The sequence below is a fragment of the Enterococcus sp. MSG3299 genome, assembly GCF_050555765.1.
Taxonomy (GTDB): domain Bacteria; phylum Bacillota; class Bacilli; order Lactobacillales; family Enterococcaceae; genus Enterococcus; species Enterococcus faecalis.
On sequence record NZ_CP187869.1, the window covers coordinates 1,128,632 to 1,150,809 of the forward strand.

At 35.1% G+C, this 22,178-nt stretch carries 20 protein-coding genes and 1 pseudogene; 18 read left to right on the forward strand and 3 right to left on the reverse strand.

The genetic code is table 11. The features are described from left to right. The first annotated feature begins 150 nt into the window (after positions 1–150). From IGL23_RS05630 to trxB, 18 genes and pseudogenes are all read left to right on the forward strand, one after another. A complete protein-coding gene (locus tag IGL23_RS05630; protein ID WP_002357800.1) occupies positions 151–858 on the forward strand; it encodes a GntR family transcriptional regulator in 708 nt (235 codons plus the stop codon). A gap of 417 nt (positions 859–1,275) precedes the next feature. Next, positions 1,276–1,569: a WXG100 family type VII secretion target gene (locus IGL23_RS05635; protein WP_033594676.1), complete on the forward strand. Its 294-nt coding sequence runs from the start codon at positions 1,276–1,278 to the stop codon at positions 1,567–1,569. A 27-nt stretch (positions 1,570–1,596) separates the two neighbouring features. Beyond that, the gene (esaA, locus tag IGL23_RS05640) at positions 1,597–5,073 is read left to right on the forward strand and encodes a type VII secretion protein EsaA (RefSeq protein ID WP_033594678.1); all 3,477 of its coding nucleotides are present in this window, start codon (positions 1,597–1,599) and stop codon (positions 5,071–5,073) included. Between the two features lie 2 nt (positions 5,074–5,075). Beyond that, positions 5,076–5,573, forward strand: a complete 498-nt coding sequence (locus tag IGL23_RS05645; RefSeq protein ID WP_033594680.1) for a hypothetical protein — start codon at positions 5,076–5,078, stop codon at positions 5,571–5,573. 14 nt (positions 5,574–5,587) lie between these two features. Then, positions 5,588–5,857 carry an EsaB/YukD family protein gene (locus tag IGL23_RS05650; RefSeq protein WP_010824590.1) on the forward strand — a complete coding sequence of 90 codons (270 nt, stop codon included), beginning with the start codon at positions 5,588–5,590 and terminating at the stop codon, positions 5,855–5,857. After that, entirely contained in the window at positions 5,854–7,026 is a 1,173-nt protein-coding gene (gene essB, locus IGL23_RS05655) for a type VII secretion protein EssB (RefSeq protein WP_033594682.1), read from the forward strand. Before IGL23_RS05650 ends, essB begins: the two co-directional genes overlap by 4 nt. Continuing rightward, on the forward strand, positions 7,007–11,437 hold the full coding sequence (essC, locus tag IGL23_RS05660) for a type VII secretion protein EssC (RefSeq protein ID WP_033594684.1): 4,431 nt from the start codon (positions 7,007–7,009) through the stop codon (positions 11,435–11,437). The genes essB and essC overlap by 20 nt, the downstream gene beginning before the upstream one ends. Further along, complete coding sequence (locus tag IGL23_RS05665) at positions 11,434–11,844, forward strand: DUF4176 domain-containing protein (RefSeq protein ID WP_016617253.1); 411 nt, start codon at positions 11,434–11,436, stop codon at positions 11,842–11,844. The genes essC and IGL23_RS05665 overlap by 4 nt, the downstream gene beginning before the upstream one ends. Continuing rightward, positions 11,845–12,099: a hypothetical protein gene (locus IGL23_RS05670; RefSeq protein WP_033594686.1), complete on the forward strand. Its 255-nt coding sequence runs from the start codon at positions 11,845–11,847 to the stop codon at positions 12,097–12,099. Between the two features lie 12 nt (positions 12,100–12,111). Further along, entirely contained in the window at positions 12,112–12,468 is a 357-nt protein-coding gene (locus tag IGL23_RS05675) for a hypothetical protein (RefSeq protein ID WP_033594688.1), read from the forward strand. Then, a complete protein-coding gene (locus tag IGL23_RS05680; protein ID WP_430619680.1) occupies positions 12,459–14,063 on the forward strand; it encodes a hypothetical protein in 1,605 nt (534 codons plus the stop codon). Before IGL23_RS05675 ends, IGL23_RS05680 begins: the two co-directional genes overlap by 10 nt. Before the next feature lie 66 nt (positions 14,064–14,129). Then, positions 14,130–14,933 (forward strand): hypothetical protein, encoded by an 804-nt coding sequence (locus IGL23_RS05685; RefSeq protein ID WP_123848921.1) that lies wholly within the window; start codon positions 14,130–14,132, stop codon positions 14,931–14,933. A 325-nt stretch (positions 14,934–15,258) separates the two neighbouring features. Then, entirely contained in the window at positions 15,259–15,564 is a 306-nt protein-coding gene (locus IGL23_RS05690) for a hypothetical protein (protein WP_225581408.1), read from the forward strand. A 9-nt stretch (positions 15,565–15,573) separates the two neighbouring features. Further along, positions 15,574–16,086, forward strand: coding sequence for a hypothetical protein (locus tag IGL23_RS05695; protein WP_225581409.1), 513 nt, complete (start codon positions 15,574–15,576; stop codon positions 16,084–16,086). Beyond that, positions 16,083–16,421 carry a hypothetical protein gene (locus IGL23_RS05700; RefSeq protein ID WP_225581410.1) on the forward strand — a complete coding sequence of 113 codons (339 nt, stop codon included), beginning with the start codon at positions 16,083–16,085 and terminating at the stop codon, positions 16,419–16,421. Before IGL23_RS05695 ends, IGL23_RS05700 begins: the two co-directional genes overlap by 4 nt. A gap of 209 nt (positions 16,422–16,630) precedes the next feature. After that, positions 16,631–16,771: pseudogene (locus tag IGL23_RS05705) on the forward strand (FtsK/SpoIIIE domain-containing protein); the annotation flags it as partial. A gap of 75 nt (positions 16,772–16,846) precedes the next feature. After that, positions 16,847–17,383 (forward strand): hypothetical protein, encoded by a 537-nt coding sequence (locus IGL23_RS05710; RefSeq protein WP_227301199.1) that lies wholly within the window; start codon positions 16,847–16,849, stop codon positions 17,381–17,383. 157 nt (positions 17,384–17,540) lie between these two features. Then, a complete protein-coding gene (gene trxB / locus IGL23_RS05715; RefSeq protein WP_430619682.1) occupies positions 17,541–18,455 on the forward strand; it encodes a thioredoxin-disulfide reductase in 915 nt (304 codons plus the stop codon). 42 nt (positions 18,456–18,497) lie between these two features. Here trxB and IGL23_RS05720 read toward each other — a convergent pair whose 3' ends face one another. The 3 genes from IGL23_RS05720 to IGL23_RS05730 all read right to left on the reverse strand — a co-directional run bounded on the left by IGL23_RS05720 (position 18,498) and on the right by IGL23_RS05730 (position 22,116). Next, the gene (locus IGL23_RS05720) at positions 18,498–18,959 is read right to left on the reverse strand and encodes a hypothetical protein (RefSeq protein WP_002371232.1); all 462 of its coding nucleotides are present in this window, start codon (positions 18,957–18,959) and stop codon (positions 18,498–18,500) included. Positions 18,960–19,155: 196 nt separating this feature from the next. Beyond that, on the reverse strand, positions 19,156–19,656 hold the full coding sequence (gene camE, locus IGL23_RS05725) for a plasmid sex pheromone cAM373 precursor (protein ID WP_002358931.1): 501 nt from the start codon (positions 19,654–19,656) through the stop codon (positions 19,156–19,158). Between the two features lie 120 nt (positions 19,657–19,776). Beyond that, positions 19,777–22,116 carry an ATP-binding cassette domain-containing protein gene (locus IGL23_RS05730; protein WP_010712386.1) on the reverse strand — a complete coding sequence of 780 codons (2,340 nt, stop codon included), beginning with the start codon at positions 22,114–22,116 and terminating at the stop codon, positions 19,777–19,779. Positions 22,117–22,178: the final 62 nt, after the last annotated feature.

Sequence of the window (22,178 nt, forward strand, 5' to 3'; positions counted from 1 at the left end):
CCAAATGTTTTTGTTATAAAAAGAAAGCATACAACTAGACCAACTTTGATAAAAATTCCAATTCCTCTTTTATTTATCATTTTTTGGTTGTTTACACGGTCTATACCAGTTATAATAGAAGAGGAGATGAATGAAGAGGAGGAAGCGTAAATGGTTCAAAATATACCAATTTATATTCAAATTCACGATAAAATCAAAGAAGATATTGAAAAAGGTGTCTGGAGTATCGGGGATCGTTTGCCCTCTGAGCGAGAATTAGCCTTGAAATTTGATGTTAGTCGAATGACCTTACGCCAAGCCATTCAGACTTTAGCAGACGAAGGGATTTTAGAACGAAAAATTGGTTCAGGAACGTATGTAGCACGTAAGAAAGTTCAAGAAACAATGACAGGTACCACTAGTTTTACAGAAATTACCTTGTCTCAAAATCGCGTTCCTTCTAGTCGGACGGTGTCTTATTTTGTAGCGAAACCTAGTTCTAGTGAGATGGAAAAATTACAACTAGGTCCAGAAGATTCAATTTTACGAATGGAAAGAATTCGTTTTGCGGATGACATTCCGATTTGTTTTGAGGTGGCGAGCATTCCTTATTCATTGGTCTCGCAATATGGCAAATCTGAAATCACGAATTCTTTTTATAAAACACTTGAAGCCAAATCTGGCCACAAAATTGGCCACTCTAACCAAACAATCTCTGCTGTTCAAGCATCGGAGCAGATCGCAGAATATTTAGAGATTAAACGAGGCGATGCAATTCTGCGTGTGCGCCAAGTATCCTATTTTGAAAACGGACTACCTTTTGAATATGTTCGTACGCAGTATGCAGGAAGTCGATTTGAGTTTTATTTAGAGAAGTAGAGAAAAAGAATGAATAAAAGATAGGAAAACTTATCAATGTGATAAGTTTTCCTATCTTTTAATTTTTTTTTTGCTAAAGAAATAAATTGTTTTTTTAATAAAATGCATATTTACTTATTAATTTATCTGACGTTAAAAAATAACGATTTAATGGAATTTGTTTATTTTTCAAAATTTTATTTAAATATTTTTTAAATAATTTTTATTTATCAGTTATTTTTGTTTTTATTTTGATAAATATTGATTTGGATGGCTTTGTAATGTTGTTTTTAAGAGTTTTTATTTGTTTATTTTATTGTTATAATTATTTTTATGCGAATACGTATATTTTTAAATAGTTGTTGACTATATTTTTTATATATAGTTATAATATTTGTAACAGGTAATAAAACTATAAAAAATGTGGAGGGATTACTTATGGCAGGATCAATTGCTGTAACACCAGAACAACTGAAATCACAAGCGAAAGTATATTCGCAAGCATCGTCTCAAATTCAAGATGCAATTCGTAAAGTGAATTCAATGAACCAACAAATTTCACAACAATGGAAAGGGCAAGCATTTCAAGCGTATCTGGAACAGTACAATCAATTGGAAGGTAATGTCAAACAGATTGAAGAATTATTGATTAGTATTAATCAACAATTAAACAAATATGCAGACACTGTCGCAGAACGTGACCGTCAAGATGCAGGATCATTTGGCTTTTAATTGATCAAAGATTGAAGCGCTAGCGCAATGAATTGCACTAGCGCTTTTTCTAAAGGAGAGAAGATAATGGAAGGGAAAATAAAAAAAGGTATCCCTTTTGCCTTAGCAATTGGAGCAACTTTCTTGTTATTACTTTTTTTCATTCATTTAGGGTTTAAAGATGAGAACGTGACTCGAAGTAGCAAAGATCAGACAACAAAGATGCAGTACGCATTAGTTAATGAAGATAAAGGCGCAAGTTTTGAAGGAAAACGTTATGCATTAGGTTCTGATTTTGTCACATTAATTAACAAAGATACAGCTAATCGAGGGGAAACAACGACTCGGAATATCGCAACATCTGGGGTTGAAAATGGACAATTCGATGCCCAAATTATTATTCCGCAAGATTTTTCGGAGAAATTATTGTCACTACAAGCTGTTAGTCCAGAGCAGGCTTCTGTTGAATACCAAGTGCGAGACGGACAAAATGAATTGACCAATCAAGCAATTCAAGACAAAGTAAATACTATTTTGAAAGATTTTAACCAACGCGTAATTCAGATGTATTTTTCCAGTATTGTTGGAAATTTAGTTATCGCACAACAAAACGTTAACCAAATCACTGATACGCAGTTGCTGTATCAAAATCAATTAGAAGAAACAATTCAGCAACCATTTAAAGAAATTCCCATGAATTATACGACAGTATTAAGTACGGCTAGTATTTTAGATGAGGACAATAAATTATTTACAAACGAGCAAGAAGCGTTTGTAAAATCAGTACAAACCTTATTAGAAAGCAACAATCGGAGCTTAGAATCAACTAGTAAGACAACGGAAGATACGAAAAAATCAGTGGGCGAGTATTCGAAAGAAGCAAATGAAAAAATAAAAAAATCAATTGCACAATTTAATGAACAGTTTGAGAGACAAAAACAAGAATTGACTAATCAATGGGAAAGTGACACGACAGTATACAAACAACAATTCGATCAACTAAATGGAATGGTAATCAATCAGTTTAGCTCCTTCTACACACCAAGTGAACAAGGAAGCTCAGGGATTTATGCTGACTTTTTATCAGAATCTAAATTATTTCAAGAAACACAAAGCAATCGCATTGGCGAACTACAAAAAGAAATCGCAGAACTACATATGCAAGTAGAACAATTAACTGCGTTAAAAAAGCAAATTGCGGCTACATATTATAATGATCTTGAAGCAACACCTGAGATAGCAACAGACACTCAAATTAAGCAAGCGATTATTCAGTTAATTACGAACGAAAAAGAAAATATACCTAACTTAGATAAAAATTATCAGGAAAGATTGGAAGAATCACTAAGTGAAATTTCTTTTGTAAGTTTAGAAAGACTCGTTAGTGAATTAGAAATGAATAATAGGATTTCAGTTGAACAAGGCAATCTTTTCCGTGATGAGTTACAAATTATTCAGCGATATGCAGAACAACATGAACTTGATTTCACCAATTCAAGCCGCTTTATGTATTTGGAACCTAAACAACTTCATGAAGATACTATAGCGATTCCACAAGAAAAAGTAACTTTTTCACTAGCGACAAATCAAGAGTCGGTTATTTCATTACGACAAACCAATACACAAAATGGCGAATTGTCATTTCTTTTAGATGATTCAAAAGTTCAAACAATTAAAACATCTTTGAATCAGCAGTTAGCAGGTACAGGTTACAGCATTGATATTTCAGCAATTACCCCAACACAGCTAACAATTACCAAACCAGTCAAAATACAAGCTGAGATTCCTGAGAATGATGAAGTGGACGAAGAAAATACGCAAGAAGAGTTGGCAGAAGAATCCGAAGATGAATCTGAAAAAGTAACTGAGCCAGTAAATGATTTGCTCTCACTTCCAGAAAAACTTTCCTTAACGATTGACTTACCAATGTCTTGGCAACTGACACCAGAACAACAAAAAACAGCATTTAATCAGATTGATTATTCTTGGTGGGTAAATAATGAGCTTCAAAATGCACGTTCGTTCGCTGTGTATATTGCAATGGACCAACCATTAGTAACCGATATTCCTGAAATCATGAAGCAATTTCAACTTTTAGATACTGTATCACAACAAATTGTGACTTTATATGGTACGCCTAATCAAAGTCTATCTATTCAAGAGTATGCAGCAATGTTAACCGCTCCTGAAAATCAGGATAAAACAATTGAAGAGTTAGCAGGTGAGACATCCATTTACTGGATGTACGACAATATCACTGAAAACGAGCAAACCATGATGATTACAGATAAATTATTAGACGAATATAAAAAAACAGGAAATCAATTATATCGAGAAACAGATGAACAAATTAATCAATTAAAACAATTAATTGGTACTGAGACAGATCAAAATACAGACGGACGACCTACAACACTTTACGGAACATTAAATTTAATGACGGTCCCTGAAAAATTATTACGAGAAGCGGAGAAATTAAATACATGGTTTGATGAAGCAACAAAACAAGTCAATGCGACATATGCTACTTGGCAAGAAGCTGGAAAAGTGGGAGCTACTTCTGTAATTGATGAAAGAAATCCACATCCAGAAGAAAATCAAACCAGCACTTTAGATGTAGAAACAGAAAATTTAGTTAAAATGATGCAAACGTTAATGCAAACAACGAAAGAAACTAGTCTAACAACAGCTGATTCAGCAGCCAAAGTCAAAGATGTTGCCCAGACTATCAAAGAATTGAAAGCCTCAACAACCAAAGTTCAAGATCATGCGCAAAATATCTTAGCAAACTTAAATGATTCAATTGATGAGTCAAAGAAAACAACCAAAGAAAATGAAGAGTATGTCAAAACATTTGAAAAAGTATTGGCTAATACAAGAGACGGCGGTGCTGATAATCCACGGGTATTTAGTTTCCTTGCGAGCCCAATTCAAGGAGAAGGGATCTTTGGCGAAACACGACAAGTCTCTTTAATTCCCTATTACGCTACCTTGATTGTTAGTATTTTAACATTCGTTATTGCGCTAACTTTCCAAGGCTTTATGAAGAAAAGAACAGTTACTGTAGCGGATGCGTTGGTTGAACCAACCAGAGTTTGGCAAAATATACCAAATCTGTTATTACTCTTGATTACGGTTATTTTGTTTGGGAGTGTCTTTTCACTTCTACTGGTGTTCAATGTATCTCAAATAAATCGATTCGCTTGGTTTAGCTATAGTTTCTTAGTATTTGCTAGCGGTGCACTTTTGGTTTGTGCTTGTTTACGCCAATTTAAAAAACTTACTTTATATGTTTATGGAGCTATGCTGGGGTTATTTTTCATGTTGACACCTTTATTAGGCATTGCAACAAAGGTAGGCTCATTAAGCAATTGGCTCTATCGTTTATCGCCGCTTCAAAATATCCAAAATGGCTTTACTGCTTTAGTAAATGGCGTACAAATTAGTTGGGTTAGTTACCTTATTTTAATCGTTTTACTTGTTTTAGGTGTTGTCCTTAACTTGTTTGTACGACCGGAGGAATAGCCATGAGAAAATTAATAAAAATAGTGATTGTTTTAAGTGTTAATATGCTCTATTTGTCATTGTCATCAACAAAAACAAAAGCAGAAGAAGTAGGCGCTTTAAAAATAAATAATCAAGTGATCTACCAAGACAATCAGCAGAAAAAAAACGTAGAAGTGAATTTCATTATTCCAGATTTGTTTTTGCCGATAAAAGCAGAGAGAGAAAAAGAAGTCAATCAAAGTAAAACGAGGGTTGTCAACGAAGCAAAAAATGATGTATTTAGGACAGAACAGAATGCAAAAACATTAGCAGTTGATAAAAAGGTAAGGCCTTTTCTGTTCAAAGAGACGGCAACGGTCACTTCTCCTGAAAGCGTTGAATCTCTTGAGGTTCACCGAGAAATATCCATAAACTTTTGGTTGTACAGTGGTATTTTTTTAGGAAGTATAGTTATTTTATTCGTTGGTGTTTTTCTAGGAAACCGTTTTTCATATCATCGTGCACAAAGCGGAAATTAAGGAGTGAAAGAAACATGAACAAAAGAACATCGATTGGTATCGGCTTACATGTGTCGAATCAAATTATTGATTTGCAAATCCCTAATCAGGTATCAGTTGCACGTTTAAAAGAATTGTTACTCGAATCGTTTGAGCTGTTGCCAAACCGTTTGCCAGCATCATTTGAATTGGTTGTTTTGAATAAACCAATTCATTTAGCTGATAATCAATTAATTGTAGATTATCCATTAGGGAATGGCGACCAACTAGTAGTAAAAGAAATTATAAAGGAGACACATGGATGAGCGAGTTAAAGGATATTTCAGAGACAATCACTTTAGATGCAACAAAAGAATATGTTCAAGTAACATTACAAGCAAATCAATATCAGTTAGAAAGACTAGAACAGTTTCAACAATTTTTAAAATCAAGTCGTGGATTTTTATCGGGAAAAATAATACAAGCAACGGAAGAAGCGTTAGTGATTCAATACCATAAGGATCAATATATGCAATCCATTTTACAAGCGATAAAAAAAATGGATCAATATGAGCGATTATTGTTAGCGCAAAGAGTTCATTATTTGGTTGATTTCTTAGGTACGCCGGTCCAACCTTTTATTCATCCAGAAAACATCTATATCTTGGGAGAAGAATTATTAATTGCTCATCGTGGTTTTATGCAGGTCATTGTGCCTTATTCAGCAGATGAAAGAGAATTTTTTAAACAATATCGAGCACTGATTTTAGCAATCTTACATCCAAAGTATGAGTATGAACAATTAATTCAAGGGAATGGCACCCTGAAAGATACGCTATCTAAACAATTACAAGAGGCGAAAACAATCAATGAAATTGAGCAAATCATTGGTGAACAAGTCATTCGTCAAAAAGCCAAGCGTGAAGCAGAAACCAAATTAGTGAGTAAAAAAAGGTATTTAACCTTTAAATGGGCCAGCTTAGTGTTATTGGCTTTAACGCTACTTTTTGCAACTACAACAGGGATTTATGTCTTAAAAAAATTACCAGCCCAAGAGCGAGTGAGTTTGGCAGAAGCGCAGTATATTTCTAATGACTATGCAAGTGTTACGAAAACATTAAAAGAAGATACACCAGAAGAATTACCGATAGGAGCTAAGTATGTTGCTGCTGTTAGTTCTGTCCAACTAGATAATTTATCAAATGAACAAAAAACAGCAATTTTAAATAATTTATCTCAAAAATCTAGTGAAAATACCTTACTTTATTGGATTTATATTGGCAAAGGAGACTTTGAAAAATCATTAGATATTGCCCAAAATTTAGGCGATAACCAATATATATTACATGCCTATACAAAATTATATGATGCAACCAAAGCCAATAACAAAATGAACGGCGAGAAAAAACAAGCATTGTTAACAAAATATGAAGAAGCAATTGATAAATACATGAAAATCTTGGGAGGAAAAACGGATGACAACGAAAATCAGTAAAAAATTGGTCTCTGTGAATGATCAAATTCATACATCTAGCATGATTTATTTTGACATTTTTTATTTTGGTCCCCAACTTCTTCACCGTCAAATTACGGCTAAAAACCCAAGTGTTTCAATCGATCAACAATTATTTTTTTACGAAAATGAAGAATTATTCTGTAATGGTGAAACCTTTGATTCTGTTGAAAATTTTTCTGTTTTTCCCCACGAAGAATTAATTACTGTCACCACCAATAAACCGCAGAAAGATTTTTTAATTGCCTCTGCCAAAAATGCTGCGATTTCATTAGAAACAGATGCCATCATCAATATTACACTAGCACCAGAAACTGGGGAATACACAGCAACGATTTATCCCGGAGAAGATACGATTTACTACAATCATTATTTAGTTAAAAAAGGAAGCTATGCTTTTGCAGTCGGTGATCAATTAGTTGTCAATGGCTTAATCATTGAAGTTCGGGAAAAACAATTAAAGTTAACAAGTCTAGGAGCTACATATTCCCTGAATCCTTGGCAAATTGTCGAAGAGGAAGTTATTCCAGAATATCCTGTCGATTTCCCGTCATTTCGACGAAGCCCACGGATTCACTTGAAGGAGCCAAAAAAACAAATAGAAATTGCTGCCCCAAAAACCAAGCAAACAGAAGGGAAAAATGAACTGTTACGGACGATTGTCCCACCTTTAGGAATGGTCGTTTTGAGTGGCGCAACAAGCTTTTTAAGTGGGGGCAATCCAATTATGATGCTTAGTATGGGCGGAGCGAGTTTATTGACGGCTGGTTTTTCAGTCTCTAGTTATTTCACCAATAAAAAAGAAACAAAGCAAAAGAATATCGAACGGACAAATAGCTACGAACAATATTTAATACAAGAGAAAGCTCATTTAAGTATACTGCAACAAGAACAAAAAGAGGCCTTGGAATATATGAATCCTGCCATGAACGAATTAGCCTTAATGACAAAAGAGTATCATGCACGAATATATGAACGCATGATGACTAATGAAGATTTTTTGACAGTTCGCTTAGGGGTTGGTGAAATTTCTTCAAGTTTTACGACAAATTATCAGTCAACGGAAGATGATTCACTAAGTCAAGAAGCTGAAGAACAATTAGTATGGCCATATAAACAATTAGAAAAGGCGCCGATTGTTGTACCACTAATGGGACAAACCTTAGGATTGGCGGGAACACCTGCTGTTTTAAGGACAGCCATTCAAACGTTGTTATTTCAAGTGTCTGTTTTACATTCCTATCGTGACGTAGAGTTTGTTACTTTAGTACCAGAGGAAGATTATCAGAAAGATTGGCATTCTTGGCGTTGGTTGCCACACGTCAAAATCCGCAGCCTGAATTTGCGTGGGATTGTTCATGATCCTCAAACAAGGGATATGGTTTTAAATTCTTTCTATCAAATGATTACGAAACGTCGTCAACAAGTGCGCGAAGCCGGCAATGAAAAAGTTCACTTTCAACCACAGTACATTCTGTCGATTTTAGAAGAAAGCTGGTTGTCAGGGCATGGCTTAAATGAATTTTTAGCTGAAGATATGAGTCAATATGGTGTGACAGTTATTTGGGGAAAAGATGCTTTAAATATGTTACCAGAAACGACAACTACACTGATTGAGTATCAAAGTAGTGAAGCGGCGACTTTAATTAATCAAAATAATAAATATGTGAACCAAAACTTCGTTCCTAATCATTTACCGACTGCTTATCCGCTTGCTTATGCGATTCAGCGCTTGGCGAACTTGCAGCATGTGGAAGTGGAGAAGAATGCGGTGCCAGAAAGTCTGAGTTTACTTGAGCAATACGAAGTAACAAGGATTGAAGAATTAACTATCGATCAACGTTGGTTGAATGCGCAGCCAAATAAATCAATTCGTTCACTAATTGGCTGGCGTGGTAAATCAGATTATGTCTATTGGGACTTACACGAACGTTTGCATGGGCCTCATGCACTTGTTGGAGGGACCACAGGCTCAGGAAAATCAGAATTTTTAACAACTTATCTAATTGGCTTAGCGATTAATTTTTCTCCTGAAGATATCGGCATGTTGATTATTGATTGGAAAGGTGGCGGAATAGCCAATACATTAGATAAGCTACCGCATTTTATGGGCGCTATTACCAATTTAGACGGAGCCGGAACAGCTAGAGCCTTAGCCAGTATCAAAGCAGAATTGGATAAACGTCAACGAGAATTCGCCAAATATGGTGTGAATAATATCAACGGATATATGAGTTTATACAAACAACGACACGAACCGAAACCTGATATTATCTATCCTACTAAACCATTGCCTCATTTAATTTTGGTTTCTGATGAATTTGCGGAATTAAAAGCGAATGTTCCAGAATTTTTAGATGAGCTAACTTCGGTGGCTCGGATTGGCCGTTCATTGGGTGTTCATTTAATTTTGGCGACACAAAAACCAAGTGGTGTGGTAAATGATCAAATTGAAGCCAATAGTACCAGTAAAATTGCTTTGAAAATGGCCAGTGTCCAAGATTCTAATGAATTATTAAAAACGCCAGATGCAGCTCAAATTACCAATCCTGGTCGGGGATATTTAAAAGTTGGGGAAAATGAAGTTTATGAAATGTTCCAAAGTGGTTATGCGGGGGTTCCTTACGATCCTGACCAAGTGATGGAAGAAGTGGTGGATGAACGGCTATATCGGATCAATGATTTAGGCCAAACTGAATTGCTTTATGATCCAGGTGAAGAAGTGGTTCAAGGCAAAGATAAGAGCGACTTACCAACCCAATTGGAAGCTGTTATTACTACGATTGGCGAAATTTTTGAACAATCAACACTGACGATTCCAGATAAACCGTGGTTACCTAATCTTGAAGAAAAAATAGCAACACCAAGTATTGGAAAATCAAATGATCGTAGCCTTAAAGTACCAATAGGCTTACTTGATATTCCTGCAAAGCAAGCTCAAGAAGTCTATGAATATGATTTGGAGAAGTCCAGCCATACAGCAATTTTTGCGAGTCCAGGATATGGGAAATCGACGATTTTACAAACGATAGCAATCAATCTTGCCCATAAGAATACCCCTGAGCAAGTACATTTTAATTTATTAGACTTTGGGAATAACGGGCTACTTCCGTTGAAAGATTTGCCCCATGTGGCAGACATTGTGACGTTAGAAGAAGACGAAAAATTGCAAAAAATGTTGGATCGAGTTAGCCAATTACTAGCGCAAAGAAAGCAACTATTTAAAGAAACTGGCGTAGCTAGTCTAATCCAGTATGAAGCGAAAACACAGCAAAAATTACCAATCATTATTAATTTGCTAGATAGCTATGATGGTTTAAGTTTAGAAGATCAACGGAAAGACGGGATTGACGAGCTGCTTTTACAACTCTTAAGAGATGGTGCTAGTCTTGGCGTTTACTTAATTTTTACTGCGAGCCGTTCTGGCAGTATTCGGATGAATATGATGAGTAATATCGCAACTAAAGTCGTTCTTTATTTAAATGATGAAAGTGAAATAGGTAGCTTGTTAGGTAGAGATGCTTTAATGGCTCAAGCAATCAGCGGACGTGGGCAAGTCATGTTGGATACGCCAACGGCGATTCAATTTTACTTGCCAGCAGAGGGTGAAAATAGTGCAGAATTATTAGAAAATTTGGAAACCAAAGTGGCTACGATGAATCATGACTGGGTGGGAATTCGTCCTGAAAGAATTCCAATGGTTCCTGAAAAATTATCACATGAACAATTCCAACAATTTGTGCCAGAAAAAGAATTGAATCAGTTATATTTGGGATTAAACAAATTAAGTGCTGAACCAGAAACTTTACCCTTATTCCAAAGAAAAACGCTAGGTATTTTTCCAGAATCTACTAAACAATCCCAACTAATCTTTCCATGGTTTATGCAGCAAATCAGTGAATTAACTGTCAATTATGAAGTTGTCTTGATTGATGTAGCGGGGAACTTAGAAGAATGGTATGAAAAAGTATCCCTTTATATTCAACGAACACAAGTAGTACAACAGAACGTGGAATTGAAAGAAGCGTTAGAAGCAATGTTAATTGATGAAACGACACAACGAATTGTGATTATTAATGGCTTGGCAGATTTGGTCGATAAATTATCATTGGATATTGATAGTCTGGCTTATATAACAAATAGCCCTATCGGCAAACTACAGTTAATTTTATTAGATACTTCAGCAAAGCTTACATCTACTTACAGTAGTTTTATTTCGACAATCAAAGAAAATACAGAACAAGTTCTTTTCGGAGGTACATTGCAAAATCAATCATTTGTTGAAAATGTTCCTTATGATCAGCAAAATCTTCCTGTCCCTAAAAATGTGTTACATCGCTTAAAAGAAGAAGTATTAGATAAAATTGTTGTGCCAATGGAGGTGAACAAATGAGTGAAGATTTAACTACCCCTTTTTTACCATTGGGGAGTGTGTTGAAGTTAAAAGATACAACCAATGATACATTATATTATTTCATTGTTGCTCGAGCGATTGCCAAAAATGGTAACGGAGAAATTGTTTCTCGTTATAAAGTTGCACCACATCCTTTTGGGGATATACCAACACAAGAAGTCTTTTCAATTGAAGTAGAGCAAATTATAGAGGTTTTGTTTGAAGGTTTTTCTGATAAAACGGATGAAGAGTTTTTGGAAAATTTACTTTCACAAATGAACGGGAGTGCAGAATCGTTTCCAAAGGATTCTGAACCGGAGGTTGAAAAAAGTAGTGAACTAGAAAAAACGGAAATGGAAACAAATGGAGACCCATTTTATTATTTTAGAAAAGGAGGAGAGGACTAGATGGGAAAGATTGCCTCAAATCAAGGAGCCGCACAAGCGGCGGTTTCTGGAATTAGTAATGTATCGGTGAGTGGAGGACAAAAGTGTACGCTAGGAAAGAGTAATCTTTCTGGTATGAAAAAAGGTGCGCAAGTCAGTAATCAGCTTGTAGCCAACGTATCAAAGATGGTGGAATGTGTAAATAATCAAGCAAGTAAGTTTCCTAAATTAGCCGCAGTCATCGCAGCACGTGATAGCAGGACAAGATTTAAATAAGAGGATTATAAAATGAAAAATAATGAGCAGTTACGAGCGGAATACAATCAAAAAATTATTGAAAAAGAGCACGAAATATCTTCAATTTCTAGTGTAAAGAGACAAGTTCAAAACTTATTTGACACATTAGAAGGAGATTTAACGCAAAATATACGTAAGTTAGAAAATCTGAATCATGAATTAGCTAAGAATGGTAATCAAGAAGCAAGATGGCTACAAGAAGATTATCTTCAGAAGCAGCAAAAGCAAACCTCTACTTTTCAACAAGTTCATCAGGAATTTTATCAACAATGTGTCAGAAAAAATGAACAATTAAACGAAGAACGTCTTGAATATCAAAAAGAAAGGAATGAATTGCCATGGGATTAATCTATTCAAGTAGTGACAGCGATGCCATCAAAAGTTCATTAGCAACGAATCTCTCTATTGCTCGGACAGCAGTCAGTAATCTAAACTCTGGTTGTCAGCAATTAATCGCAGCAATCGATGGCCAGACATTAGCAGGAGCAGCGTATACCGCAGGGAAAGGGTTATTTTCAGAGTTAGTGATTCCAACAATCAAACGTGTTTCGAGTGCAGTAGATAATGTTCAAAGAGATTTGAATACGTTCTCTTCAGCGGACAGTTTTATTGCCAGTGAAGGTTATTTGGAAGAAGACAACTTAAATGAACAATTAACATTATGTAAAAGTTCAAAGACAGCTTTGGAGAACGCTGAACGTACAGCCAACATGATTGCCAATGCATTGCCAGAGCCCTTACTATCAGAAATGATAAGAGGGATGCAGCGAGATTTCGCGAGGCGAGCGCAAGACTGTCAAAAGGATATTCAACGGATTGAAAAAAAGTTGAATAAGCTAAGAGAATTTAATGGCAAAATAAGTGGGCTGTTTCAAGAAAGCTTAGCTGAATTTAAACTGGCTATGCAAGGCATAATGGTGTTGAATGGAACAACAATTCATGCGGATGGTAGTTATACATTGCCAGAAGGAACGAGTAAAGAATGGTTTACAAAAATTCAAGGGATTGAAAGTTTAGAAGAAGCAAAGAAAAATCAACAAAATATGGCAAAAATGATTAATGACTTATTTAAGAAGAATCCAGCGGCAGCTATCGAAAAAGTCAAAAAAGATAAACGATTGTTTAACTATATTATTACTGCCTTGGATTCAGATAAAGTACCAGAGAAACTGAAAATGGCAGCATTAGAAATACTTATTTTTCAAGAAAATGTGAATGATTGGCCTAAAGAAAAAGTGCTGAAGGTTTTAAGAAGTTCGGAGCTGGCTATTTTAGCAGAAAAGTTGCCGCTAGATAAACAAGCTCAGTTATATGGGGTATTATTTAAATTAAGTGAAAAGGGTTGGGAAGTTTTAGCACCAATGGGCCACTTGACGGGTGTTTTGTCAAAAAGCTCATTAGGTTCACGAATCATTGCAGGTTCCAAAGTAGGTTTAGCTGAGTTTAAAAAATTGAAAGCTGTTTCTGATTTTTTAAAAGCACATCCCGTACTGAAAGAAGGACTATTATATATAGGAGATGGTTTAACCTTCCTTTCCTATGCCTATGAAGAATACACCAATCCCAAAAGTCCGGCCTACGGAGATGAAAGTAAGGCTATTTATGGAGGAATAAACTTATTTTTATGGAATGCAGGACCACTAGAAGGAGCACAATATGGAGGACCTGTTGGAGCTTTGGCTGGAACGGTGAATTATTGGGCACAAGGAGGCGGGTTGTCTGATATTCCTATTGTCAATAATATCCCCTATATAAAGGATATATTAAGTTGGATTGATGAAAAACACACCTTTTTAACGGAAGAAGATAAAAGAAACTGGTTAAATGAACAATACGAAAATTATGGTAAACATGTAGCATATACTACTGATAAAGATTATCGTATTGGTGTACGTCCAGAAAGCGGAAGTCCTAGTTTCAATCCGAAAACAATTAACAAATAAGAAAAACTTATAATTTTAAGGAGCTTTAAAATGAAAAGAAAATGTGACGTCCTATCAACAATATCGTTGAATGAAGCAAAAGCGGTTATTGAGTGGAAAGATATTTCTTTTGCCAGACTTGGAGAAGAGAAGCAAAAATTTTCCCTAACTTTAAAAAAACGCATTTTTCTACTAGTTGGTTTAGTTATACCGATGTCAATGTTATTTATATTTCTTAATGATTTAATTGGAAAAAAAATGAATTTTATCTCCAGCTTAATTGGTGTACTTGCTGAGGCTACTATCATAGGATTAATGCTTTATTGTTTCTTTAAACATAGTCAAAAATATTTAGAAAATAGCGAATATCAAAGTTTTTCCTATGATATTAGTAAATTAATGTATATTTCTTATTTTTCAGCTGGATTTGGTATGGATAAAGGAAATCCATTTGTTAATCTTGTTGTTTCAACTTTTCTTATCTTAACGTTTGTCATTTTATATCATATTGTGGAAAAAAATCTTATTTTACAAGAGGTAAATAGAATGTTTAATAAGAATTATAAAGTTTTTAAAAGTTTAAATCTTTTGCTTAAGTTCTCAGGATGGATAATAGTAATTATTTTGGTAGGAATGCAATTATATAGGTTTAATAAAAGTTGGGTAGATAAAAACTATATAAATTCAATGCTTTATTCGGATGGATTATTTAATGATTTTTTAGGAATATTTATTGGTATACCTATGTTGTTAGCTATTACCTTAATCCCAACCTATTTTTTATTTCGCCCCGTTAATTATGTAAAAGGAAAACTAATTAAGATGTATTCCGAAGAATTCCGTCAAGAATATGGCTTTACAAAGCAAGAATGGTATGGTGAAGATAGTTAGAACAAAAGAGGTCAAGTTTGAACCTGACCTCTTTTACATAATATAAACAACTAAATGTAGTATTTCACAGATATCTTTTCAAAAATTTCGCTAGAATCAAGAATTACTGTAAGATCTAAAATAAGCCTCAAAGAGTTCAAAAAAATGCAAGCTGTTTCTGATTTTTTAAAAAGCATATCCCATACTGAAAGAAGGACTATTATATATAGGAGATGGTTTAACCTTACTTTCTTATGCCTATGAAGAATACATCAATCCAAAAAGTCCAGCATATGGAGATGTAAGTAAGGCCATTTATAGTGGGATTAATTCATTTGCTTGGGACATGGGGCCGCTAGAAGGAGCAGAATATGGAGGACCTGTTGGAGCTGTGTTGGGGACGGTGAATACTACTGGTCGTATGGGAAAAGATATTATTAATTCTATTCCCAAAATATGGGGAGATAAAGATGGATTTGGTTGGTCATCTTCTGCAGAAGATAAAAGAAAATGGTTAAATGAACAATATAAAAAACATGGAGAATATGAAGTGATTCCAACGGATAAAGAATATAAAATAGGGGTGCCTGCTCATAGTGGCAGCACTAATATTAACCCGCAAATGAATAACAAAATTTATAAAAGGAAGTGAGGTGCGTTTATGAAAAGTTTAAATAACATGATAAATATAATAACCTTTGAACAAGCAAAAAAAAATATAAACTACGACATACTTTTAGAAAATATATCAGGTGAAAAGAATACGTTGCTCAGCTATTCTATCAAAAAAAAAATAATTTTGCTTGGGTCGATGATAATTCCTACTATATTTCTAATTGCAATGTCAACATACAATTTTAAAGATGTATCAAAACAAGGATATCCAATTTTTATGGCAATTATTGGAATATTTATAGGCATTGTCATTTTGAGTTGCTATTTATATTTCAAAATTTCTAAAAAAAATCGTTGTATAGGATTGAATCGATTTAATTATAAAATGATACTGTTTTCATTGAGTGAAGTTAGCGTATTTGGCTATAGTGGGATAATCGTATTTGCGCAATTTCAACAGTTGAACACATATATCAGACTGTTATTGATAGTGCTTTACTATATTTTACTGTATAAGTTAGTAGTAATAATAATTGTTACCGATAAAAAAAAGTATTGAATGATACGTACGGTTTTGTATTACCCGTAAAAAAATGGCAACAAGGACTTCGTCGGTTTCCAGCTAGATTGATTATATTTACTATTGTGGGTATGCAAGTATATAGAATAACAAAATCTTTCTTTATATTATCTGATATAAATAACATAACTAATTTTCTTTACGGTGTCGTTGGAGGATTTGGTGTTATACTCGGTGGTTTTTGCGTAGGTTTACTTCCAACAACCTTTTTTGATGGGAATGAATTTATTCAAGGTGCATTAATAAAAAAATATTCAGAAGAATTTCGTAGAACGTTTTTTTTTGATAAAGAAGAATGGTATAGGAACAAATAATAATAGTTGCAAACATTTAAAATATATGAAAACTAACAGAAGATATTCATAACGATTTTTTCAGTAATAAATAAAAGTAATCCGGATAAACTTCTATGAATGAGACCAGAATAGTTATGCCAATTCTAAAAAAAGTTGAGATTTTGGAGTTGCAATATAACTTCTGGCCTTTCTACATAATATAGCATTAAAACATATACTATTTGGCAAAGAGCGATACTTCTAAGTCTTTAGCAGTTCCTCTTGGCGTTCGTGGCAAAGATGACATTGTTTACTTGAACTTACATGAACGTGCCCATGGACCGCATGGACTTGTCGCAGGAACGACTGGCTCTGGTAAGTGTGAAATACACTGATTTGATGATTGGTATTAAATAGTTTTGAACTGATTAGAGTTTTCTCGTAAGGAAAGAGGAGAGAAAAGTTTGAGTTTGCTTATAAATGAGGAAGAGATATTTGAAGTGAGACTGACTAAGGCAGATGGGTACAAAAAAATTGGTATAGGACTAGGTGTTATTTTTGTCACACTTAGTTGCTTGGTATGGTTTTACTTTCCACTCTATAAAAATCCAGTGACAAGTAATATAATTTTTTTTGTTTTTTTAACAGTAGTGGCTATACTAATCAGTGCTTTATCCTTGCTTAAATTAATATGTATGTTTGCTTTTTTGATAATCGAAACTGGGATTAATGAGACTAAGTATATCAGAAAATATGGTGGCATTTTATATAGAATGGACAGTCATGGTTTGTCATATCATGAAAAGGGATTTCTAATAGTGCGTGGTTGGTCGGAGGTCATTGATGTAGGACTTTTCAGACAAATGGAAAGTGAGGTTATTTATAATTATCAAATAAAATTTAGTGATGGTGATAGACACACTTTTGATTTAAGAGGGAATTATCCAACGATAGCATTCAAAGAAAAAATTGAAGAATTCTGGTTTAAATACAATAGCTAAATTAATCTTCCTTCCCCCTCCTAGAAAACACAAAACCGTGATACAATAACTTACGTAATAGACACACCTACTCCGAATGTCAAAAAAGGGCAGAAAAGTAGACAAGAAATTGTTTAAGGAGTAAAGTAAACTTACTTAAAATTTTGGGGGAAATAAAATGTATGATGTAATTATCATTGGTGCCGGTCCTGCTGGGATGACGGCAGCACTTTATGCATCACGGTCCAATCTTTCTGTATTGATGATTGAACGCGGTGCGCCTGGTGGGCAAATGAACAACACTGCTGAGGTAGAGAATTACCCAGGCTTTGATTCTATTATGGGTCCAGAATTGGCCTATAAAATGTATGAAAATGTAGAAAAATTTGGTACGGAAAATGCGTATGGCATTGTGATGGGTATCGAAGACCACGGATCCTATAAAGAAGTGATTTGTGATGACAAATCTTATGAAGCTAAAGCGGTAATTATTGCAACAGGCTGTGAACACCGAAAATTGGGTGTAAAAGGCGAAGAAGAATTTGCTGGCCGTGGTGTTTCTTATTGTGCCGTTTGTGACGGCGCCTTCTTTAAAAATAAACGCTTAGTAGTTGTTGGTGGCGGCGATTCTGCAGTTGAAGAAGCAATCTATTTAACACAATTTGCTTCTGAAGTAGTGATTGTTCACCGTCGTGATGAATTGCGTGCGCAAAAAATCATTCAAGATCGTGCCTTTGCAAATGAAAAGATTTCCTTTGTTTGGGATACAGTTGTCGAAGAAATTGTTGGCAATGAAATGGTCGTGACAGGTGTGAAAGCACGGAATGTCAAAACAGATGAAGTTTCTGAAATTGAATCAAACGGCGTGTTCATTTACGTGGGGCTAGATCCATTAACAGAACCATTTAAGAAAGCTGGTATTACGAATGAGGCTGGTTGGATTGAAACAGACCAAGAAATGAGAACAAAAATTCCTGGTGTTTATGCCATTGGTGATGTCCGTGAAAAAACATTGCGTCAAATCACGACAGCGGTCGGTGAAGGCGGTATTGCTGGACAACAAGTATTTAACTATATTGAAGAATTAAAATAAAAAAATGCTTTTGCCTTTAATAATAAGGGCAAAAGCATTTTTTTAATAGGTTCCTTTAATGACAAAATAAGAGCCACGAATGGTTCCAGCTAATTTTGATTTTTGACGAGCAAATTTGAATTTTCCTTCAAATTCTGCAGGGATTGCCATACCATCTGAAAGTTTAAACCCAACGGCGCGTTTGCCTTCCTCAGCTAATGTGTACATCACGTTAACTGCTAAGCCGTTTTCATAAAATACATAGGCCATTTTTATGCCATCTAAAGTGAAAGAAGAAATTTCAAGTGGCTTGTAAGGGAAATGTAACGCTCGTTCCAATAAAATTTTTTCAATCCAGGCCAATGTTTCTGGAGCTTCAGAGGCAGGGACGGTCGTAAAGCGATGTTTGTATTTATTCCAAAAATAGCGAGCTTCATTCGCTCTTAGTCCAGCAAGGGCAGGTGCCACTGGTGAACTTTCTAAACCAATAGTGGCTACTTCTTTAAAATCAACTGTATAAACCATGAATTGATACTCCCATCTTTTCTTTTAAACTAAGTATAACGGTAGCAGGGGTAACGAACAATTATTATTACTTAAAAGAATGAAATTGGGACAGAACGATCGGCTTCGGAAAATGTTAAGGTTTCCGAATGCGTAGGTTCTGTCCCAAAGAGTATTTTAAGATTTGGTTATTTCGTGATAAGTTATACGCTTGTGCTTATTTATTGGCATCTAAGGTAACTTTTTCATCTGCCGTAGTTGTTTTAACATCTACTGTATAAACAAGTTTATTGTTATTTTTGGTTAACTTCCAAGTCAAAATACGTGGAGAAAGTCCTCCAACTTCTTTTTTTGCTTTGGCTAAAACGTCGTTAACAGCGCCTAATTCTTTGACTTCAGCAGCTGAAAAGGCTGTCTCGTTTTCGCCAAGTTGATTTGCTTCAGTATTTTTGGTGACTTTTCCTGTTTCAGGATTCACGTAAAGTGTTTCTGTATCGTTGGTAAAGATATAGCTGTAGTCACTTGCTGGTTCTGTATCAAATTGGACATTTACTAATGGTTTGCTGTTGCCAGCTTCTTTTTCGTAGATTTCAGCAGCTTGCTGCAAACTAACTTTGTACTTTGTATCTGTGACAGCATCTTTTCCTATGCCACAACTAGCTAAAATAAAAATAGCTCCTAAAAGTGAAAAAAATAGTAAAAATGGTTTTTTTAACATGAAATTACCTCGTTTCCTTTTATTAAGTATTCACAATCATTTAGTATACGGAGGTTTTATAAGAAATACAAATAAAAAAACAATCCTTTAAGAGAAATTAAAGGATTGTTTTTTTGTTATTTATTCTGCACGTAAAGCAACTGCCGCATCTTTTTTGGCTGCCATTCGGGCAGGAATATGGCCACCAATCATGGTTAAGATTGTGCTAATTACAATCAAAATAATCCCGTGAATTGGATTTAAGGTGGCAACATTTTCTAAATCAGTCAGGTTATAGAGCACTGCATTGATCGGAAATGTTGCGAGAAAGGCGATCACAACACCAAGAATGCCAGAGGCAACGCCTAAAATAGCAGTTTCGGCATCGAACACCCGGGTAATATCTTTTTTACGAGCTCCTAACGCTTTCAGGATACCGATTTCTTTGGTCCGCTCAATGACAGAAGTATAGGTGATAATCCCAATCATAATCATACTTGTAACAAGGGAAATCCCAGCAAATGCAATCAGCACATAGGTGATGGCATCCATTAAACCACCTGTTAAGCGGGTCATTGTTCCAGCTAAATCAGAATAGATGATTTGGTCTTTTTTATCTTTTCCTTTGTTATAAGCATCTAAATAATCAAGAATTTTATCTTTTGATTTGAAGTCGTTTGGATAAATCATAATACTTGAAGGGATTTCATTCGCTCCTAAATAAGACAACAGGTTTTCTTTCGCGGAAGCATCTAATGTTTCGTTAGTCATAACGTTAGTGTTGCTGGCTTCTTGCGCTTTAACAATGTCAGAGGTTTTGTTTTTGGCAATCATATTAGTTGAAAGTGCATCGCTATAAGCAATTCCAGGTGCTAATAGATTCATTGTTGAAGAATCTTTAATTCGCAAAATCCCTGAAATTGTTAATTCAGTATTTTCTGGGTTATCGTAAACAGCTTGCAAATCTTGGTTAGGAATGAAGTTGCCTGTCGATAATTTGGTGTAAAATGCATTATTATTGGCTAATTTCATTTTTGTGCCAACAATGTCTGAAAAGGCAATCTTTTGATTATCTTTCACGTCAAAGCCAAGATTTTTTAAAGCATTAATATTGGTGGTATTGTTACTATCGACGATTAAAACGACATCGGTTTCTTTTTCTGGATAATTTCCTTCAAGCAACGAGTAATTGTCTTTTAAGAAATTGTTTTTTCCATTTTCTAGTTGTTTAGGAAAAGCAGAAACGCCGACGCCAGTTTGGGCAGCCATCATAGAAGCCATCGCGTTTGATTGGCCGTCGGGTGCATCGTTTGAAAATTTGACAGCTTGTGCTTTCCCGTTGATTTCTCTTAATAAGTTCATATTGACTAGACGAGTATAGCCGATATTATTACTTAATTCAGGATCAATGTGATTGACATAGTCAATAAACTTTTGATCAATTAAATTCGTGTGTTGCGCACGGTCCGCATCGCTAATTTTAGCAGTCACTTCTTTTTCTTTCGGGAAGGTGCCTTTTTTGTCCTGATTGTTGAAACTTTCTGGATCTTGATCTGTCGCTATTTTAGAAATGGTAATCGGAAATTGCGCTAACGTTTCCGACTGAGTTTTATCAATTTGTTTCTGGAATCCTGTTGAAAGAGAAAGGACAATCGCGATACTGATAATTCCGATACTTGAAGCAAAGGCGGTTAAAAAAGTTCGCCCTTTTTTAGTGCGGATATTATTAAAAGATAAACGCAGCGCAGTCGTGAATTTCATTTTGGTGCGTTTCAATTCGAAAGGTTCTTTTTTTTCATGTTCAATATGAGGACGTGAGTCATGACGAATTTGGCCATCTGAAAATTCAATAATTCGATCAGCGTATTCGTGAGCTAATTCAGGATTGTGGGTCACCATAATAACTAATTTTTCTTTCGAAAGTTCTTGGATAAGTGCCATAATTTGCAGACTGGTTTCTGAATCCAATGCACCAGTTGGTTCATCACAAAGTAAAATATCGGGATCATTAGCTAAAGCGCGAGCAATGGCAACCCGTTGCATTTGACCGCCAGATAATTGGGAAGGTTTTTTATGGATATGGTCCTTCAAACCGACACGGATGAGTGCATCTTCGGCTTTTTGGCGTCTTTCTGCTTTTGAAATACCACTCAGTGTCATACCAAGCTCGACATTATCCAAAATCCCTTGATGACTAATTAAGTTGTAACTTTGAAAAATAAAACCAATTGAGTTATTCCGATAAGCATCCCAGTCGGCTTCTTTAAAATTTTTTGTTGATTTGCCGTTAATGATTAAGTCACCAGAATCGTAATTGTCCAATCCGCCAATCACATTCAACATCGTCGTTTTACCAGAGCCGCTGGGACCCAGAATGGCTACAAATTCTTGTTTTCGAAAAGCGACAGAGACGCCATCTAAAGCTTTAGTGGTCGTTCCGCCGACAGTATAATATTTTTTTATCTCTTTGAGTTCTAGCATATTTTTCGCATCCTTCTTCCAATTTATCAACAACACAACCTTAAGTTAGTGTATAACGTAAC

Excerpts from the sequence above, each read along its gene's own strand:
- IGL23_RS05635 (WP_033594676.1), top strand. The coding sequence starts at position 1,276 with ATGGCAGGATCAATTGCTGTAACACCAGAACAACTGAAATCACAAGCG.
- IGL23_RS05650 (WP_010824590.1), top strand. The coding sequence starts at position 5,588 with ATGAACAAAAGAACATCGATTGGTATCGGCTTACATGTGTCGAATCAA.
- IGL23_RS05670 (WP_033594686.1), top strand. The coding sequence starts at position 11,845 with ATGGGAAAGATTGCCTCAAATCAAGGAGCCGCACAAGCGGCGGTTTCT.
- IGL23_RS05720 (WP_002371232.1), bottom strand. The coding sequence starts at position 18,959 with ATGGTTTATACAGTTGATTTTAAAGAAGTAGCCACTATTGGTTTAGAA.
- IGL23_RS05690 (WP_225581408.1), top strand. The coding sequence starts at position 15,259 with ATGGGGCCGCTAGAAGGAGCAGAATATGGAGGACCTGTTGGAGCTGTG.
- esaA (WP_033594678.1), top strand. The coding sequence starts at position 1,597 with ATGAATTGCACTAGCGCTTTTTCTAAAGGAGAGAAGATAATGGAAGGG.
- IGL23_RS05695 (WP_225581409.1), top strand. The coding sequence starts at position 15,574 with ATGAAAAGTTTAAATAACATGATAAATATAATAACCTTTGAACAAGCA.
- IGL23_RS05730 (WP_010712386.1), bottom strand. The coding sequence starts at position 22,116 with ATGCTAGAACTCAAAGAGATAAAAAAATATTATACTGTCGGCGGAACG.
- essB (WP_033594682.1), top strand. The coding sequence starts at position 5,854 with ATGAGCGAGTTAAAGGATATTTCAGAGACAATCACTTTAGATGCAACA.
- IGL23_RS05665 (WP_016617253.1), top strand. The coding sequence starts at position 11,434 with ATGAGTGAAGATTTAACTACCCCTTTTTTACCATTGGGGAGTGTGTTG.
- IGL23_RS05675 (WP_033594688.1), top strand. The coding sequence starts at position 12,112 with ATGAAAAATAATGAGCAGTTACGAGCGGAATACAATCAAAAAATTATT.
- essC (WP_033594684.1), top strand. The coding sequence starts at position 7,007 with ATGACAACGAAAATCAGTAAAAAATTGGTCTCTGTGAATGATCAAATT.
- IGL23_RS05680 (WP_430619680.1), top strand. The coding sequence starts at position 12,459 with ATGGGATTAATCTATTCAAGTAGTGACAGCGATGCCATCAAAAGTTCA.
- trxB (WP_430619682.1), top strand. The coding sequence starts at position 17,541 with ATGTATGATGTAATTATCATTGGTGCCGGTCCTGCTGGGATGACGGCA.
- IGL23_RS05630 (WP_002357800.1), top strand. The coding sequence starts at position 151 with ATGGTTCAAAATATACCAATTTATATTCAAATTCACGATAAAATCAAA.
- IGL23_RS05645 (WP_033594680.1), top strand. The coding sequence starts at position 5,076 with ATGAGAAAATTAATAAAAATAGTGATTGTTTTAAGTGTTAATATGCTC.
- camE (WP_002358931.1), bottom strand. The coding sequence starts at position 19,656 with ATGTTAAAAAAACCATTTTTACTATTTTTTTCACTTTTAGGAGCTATT.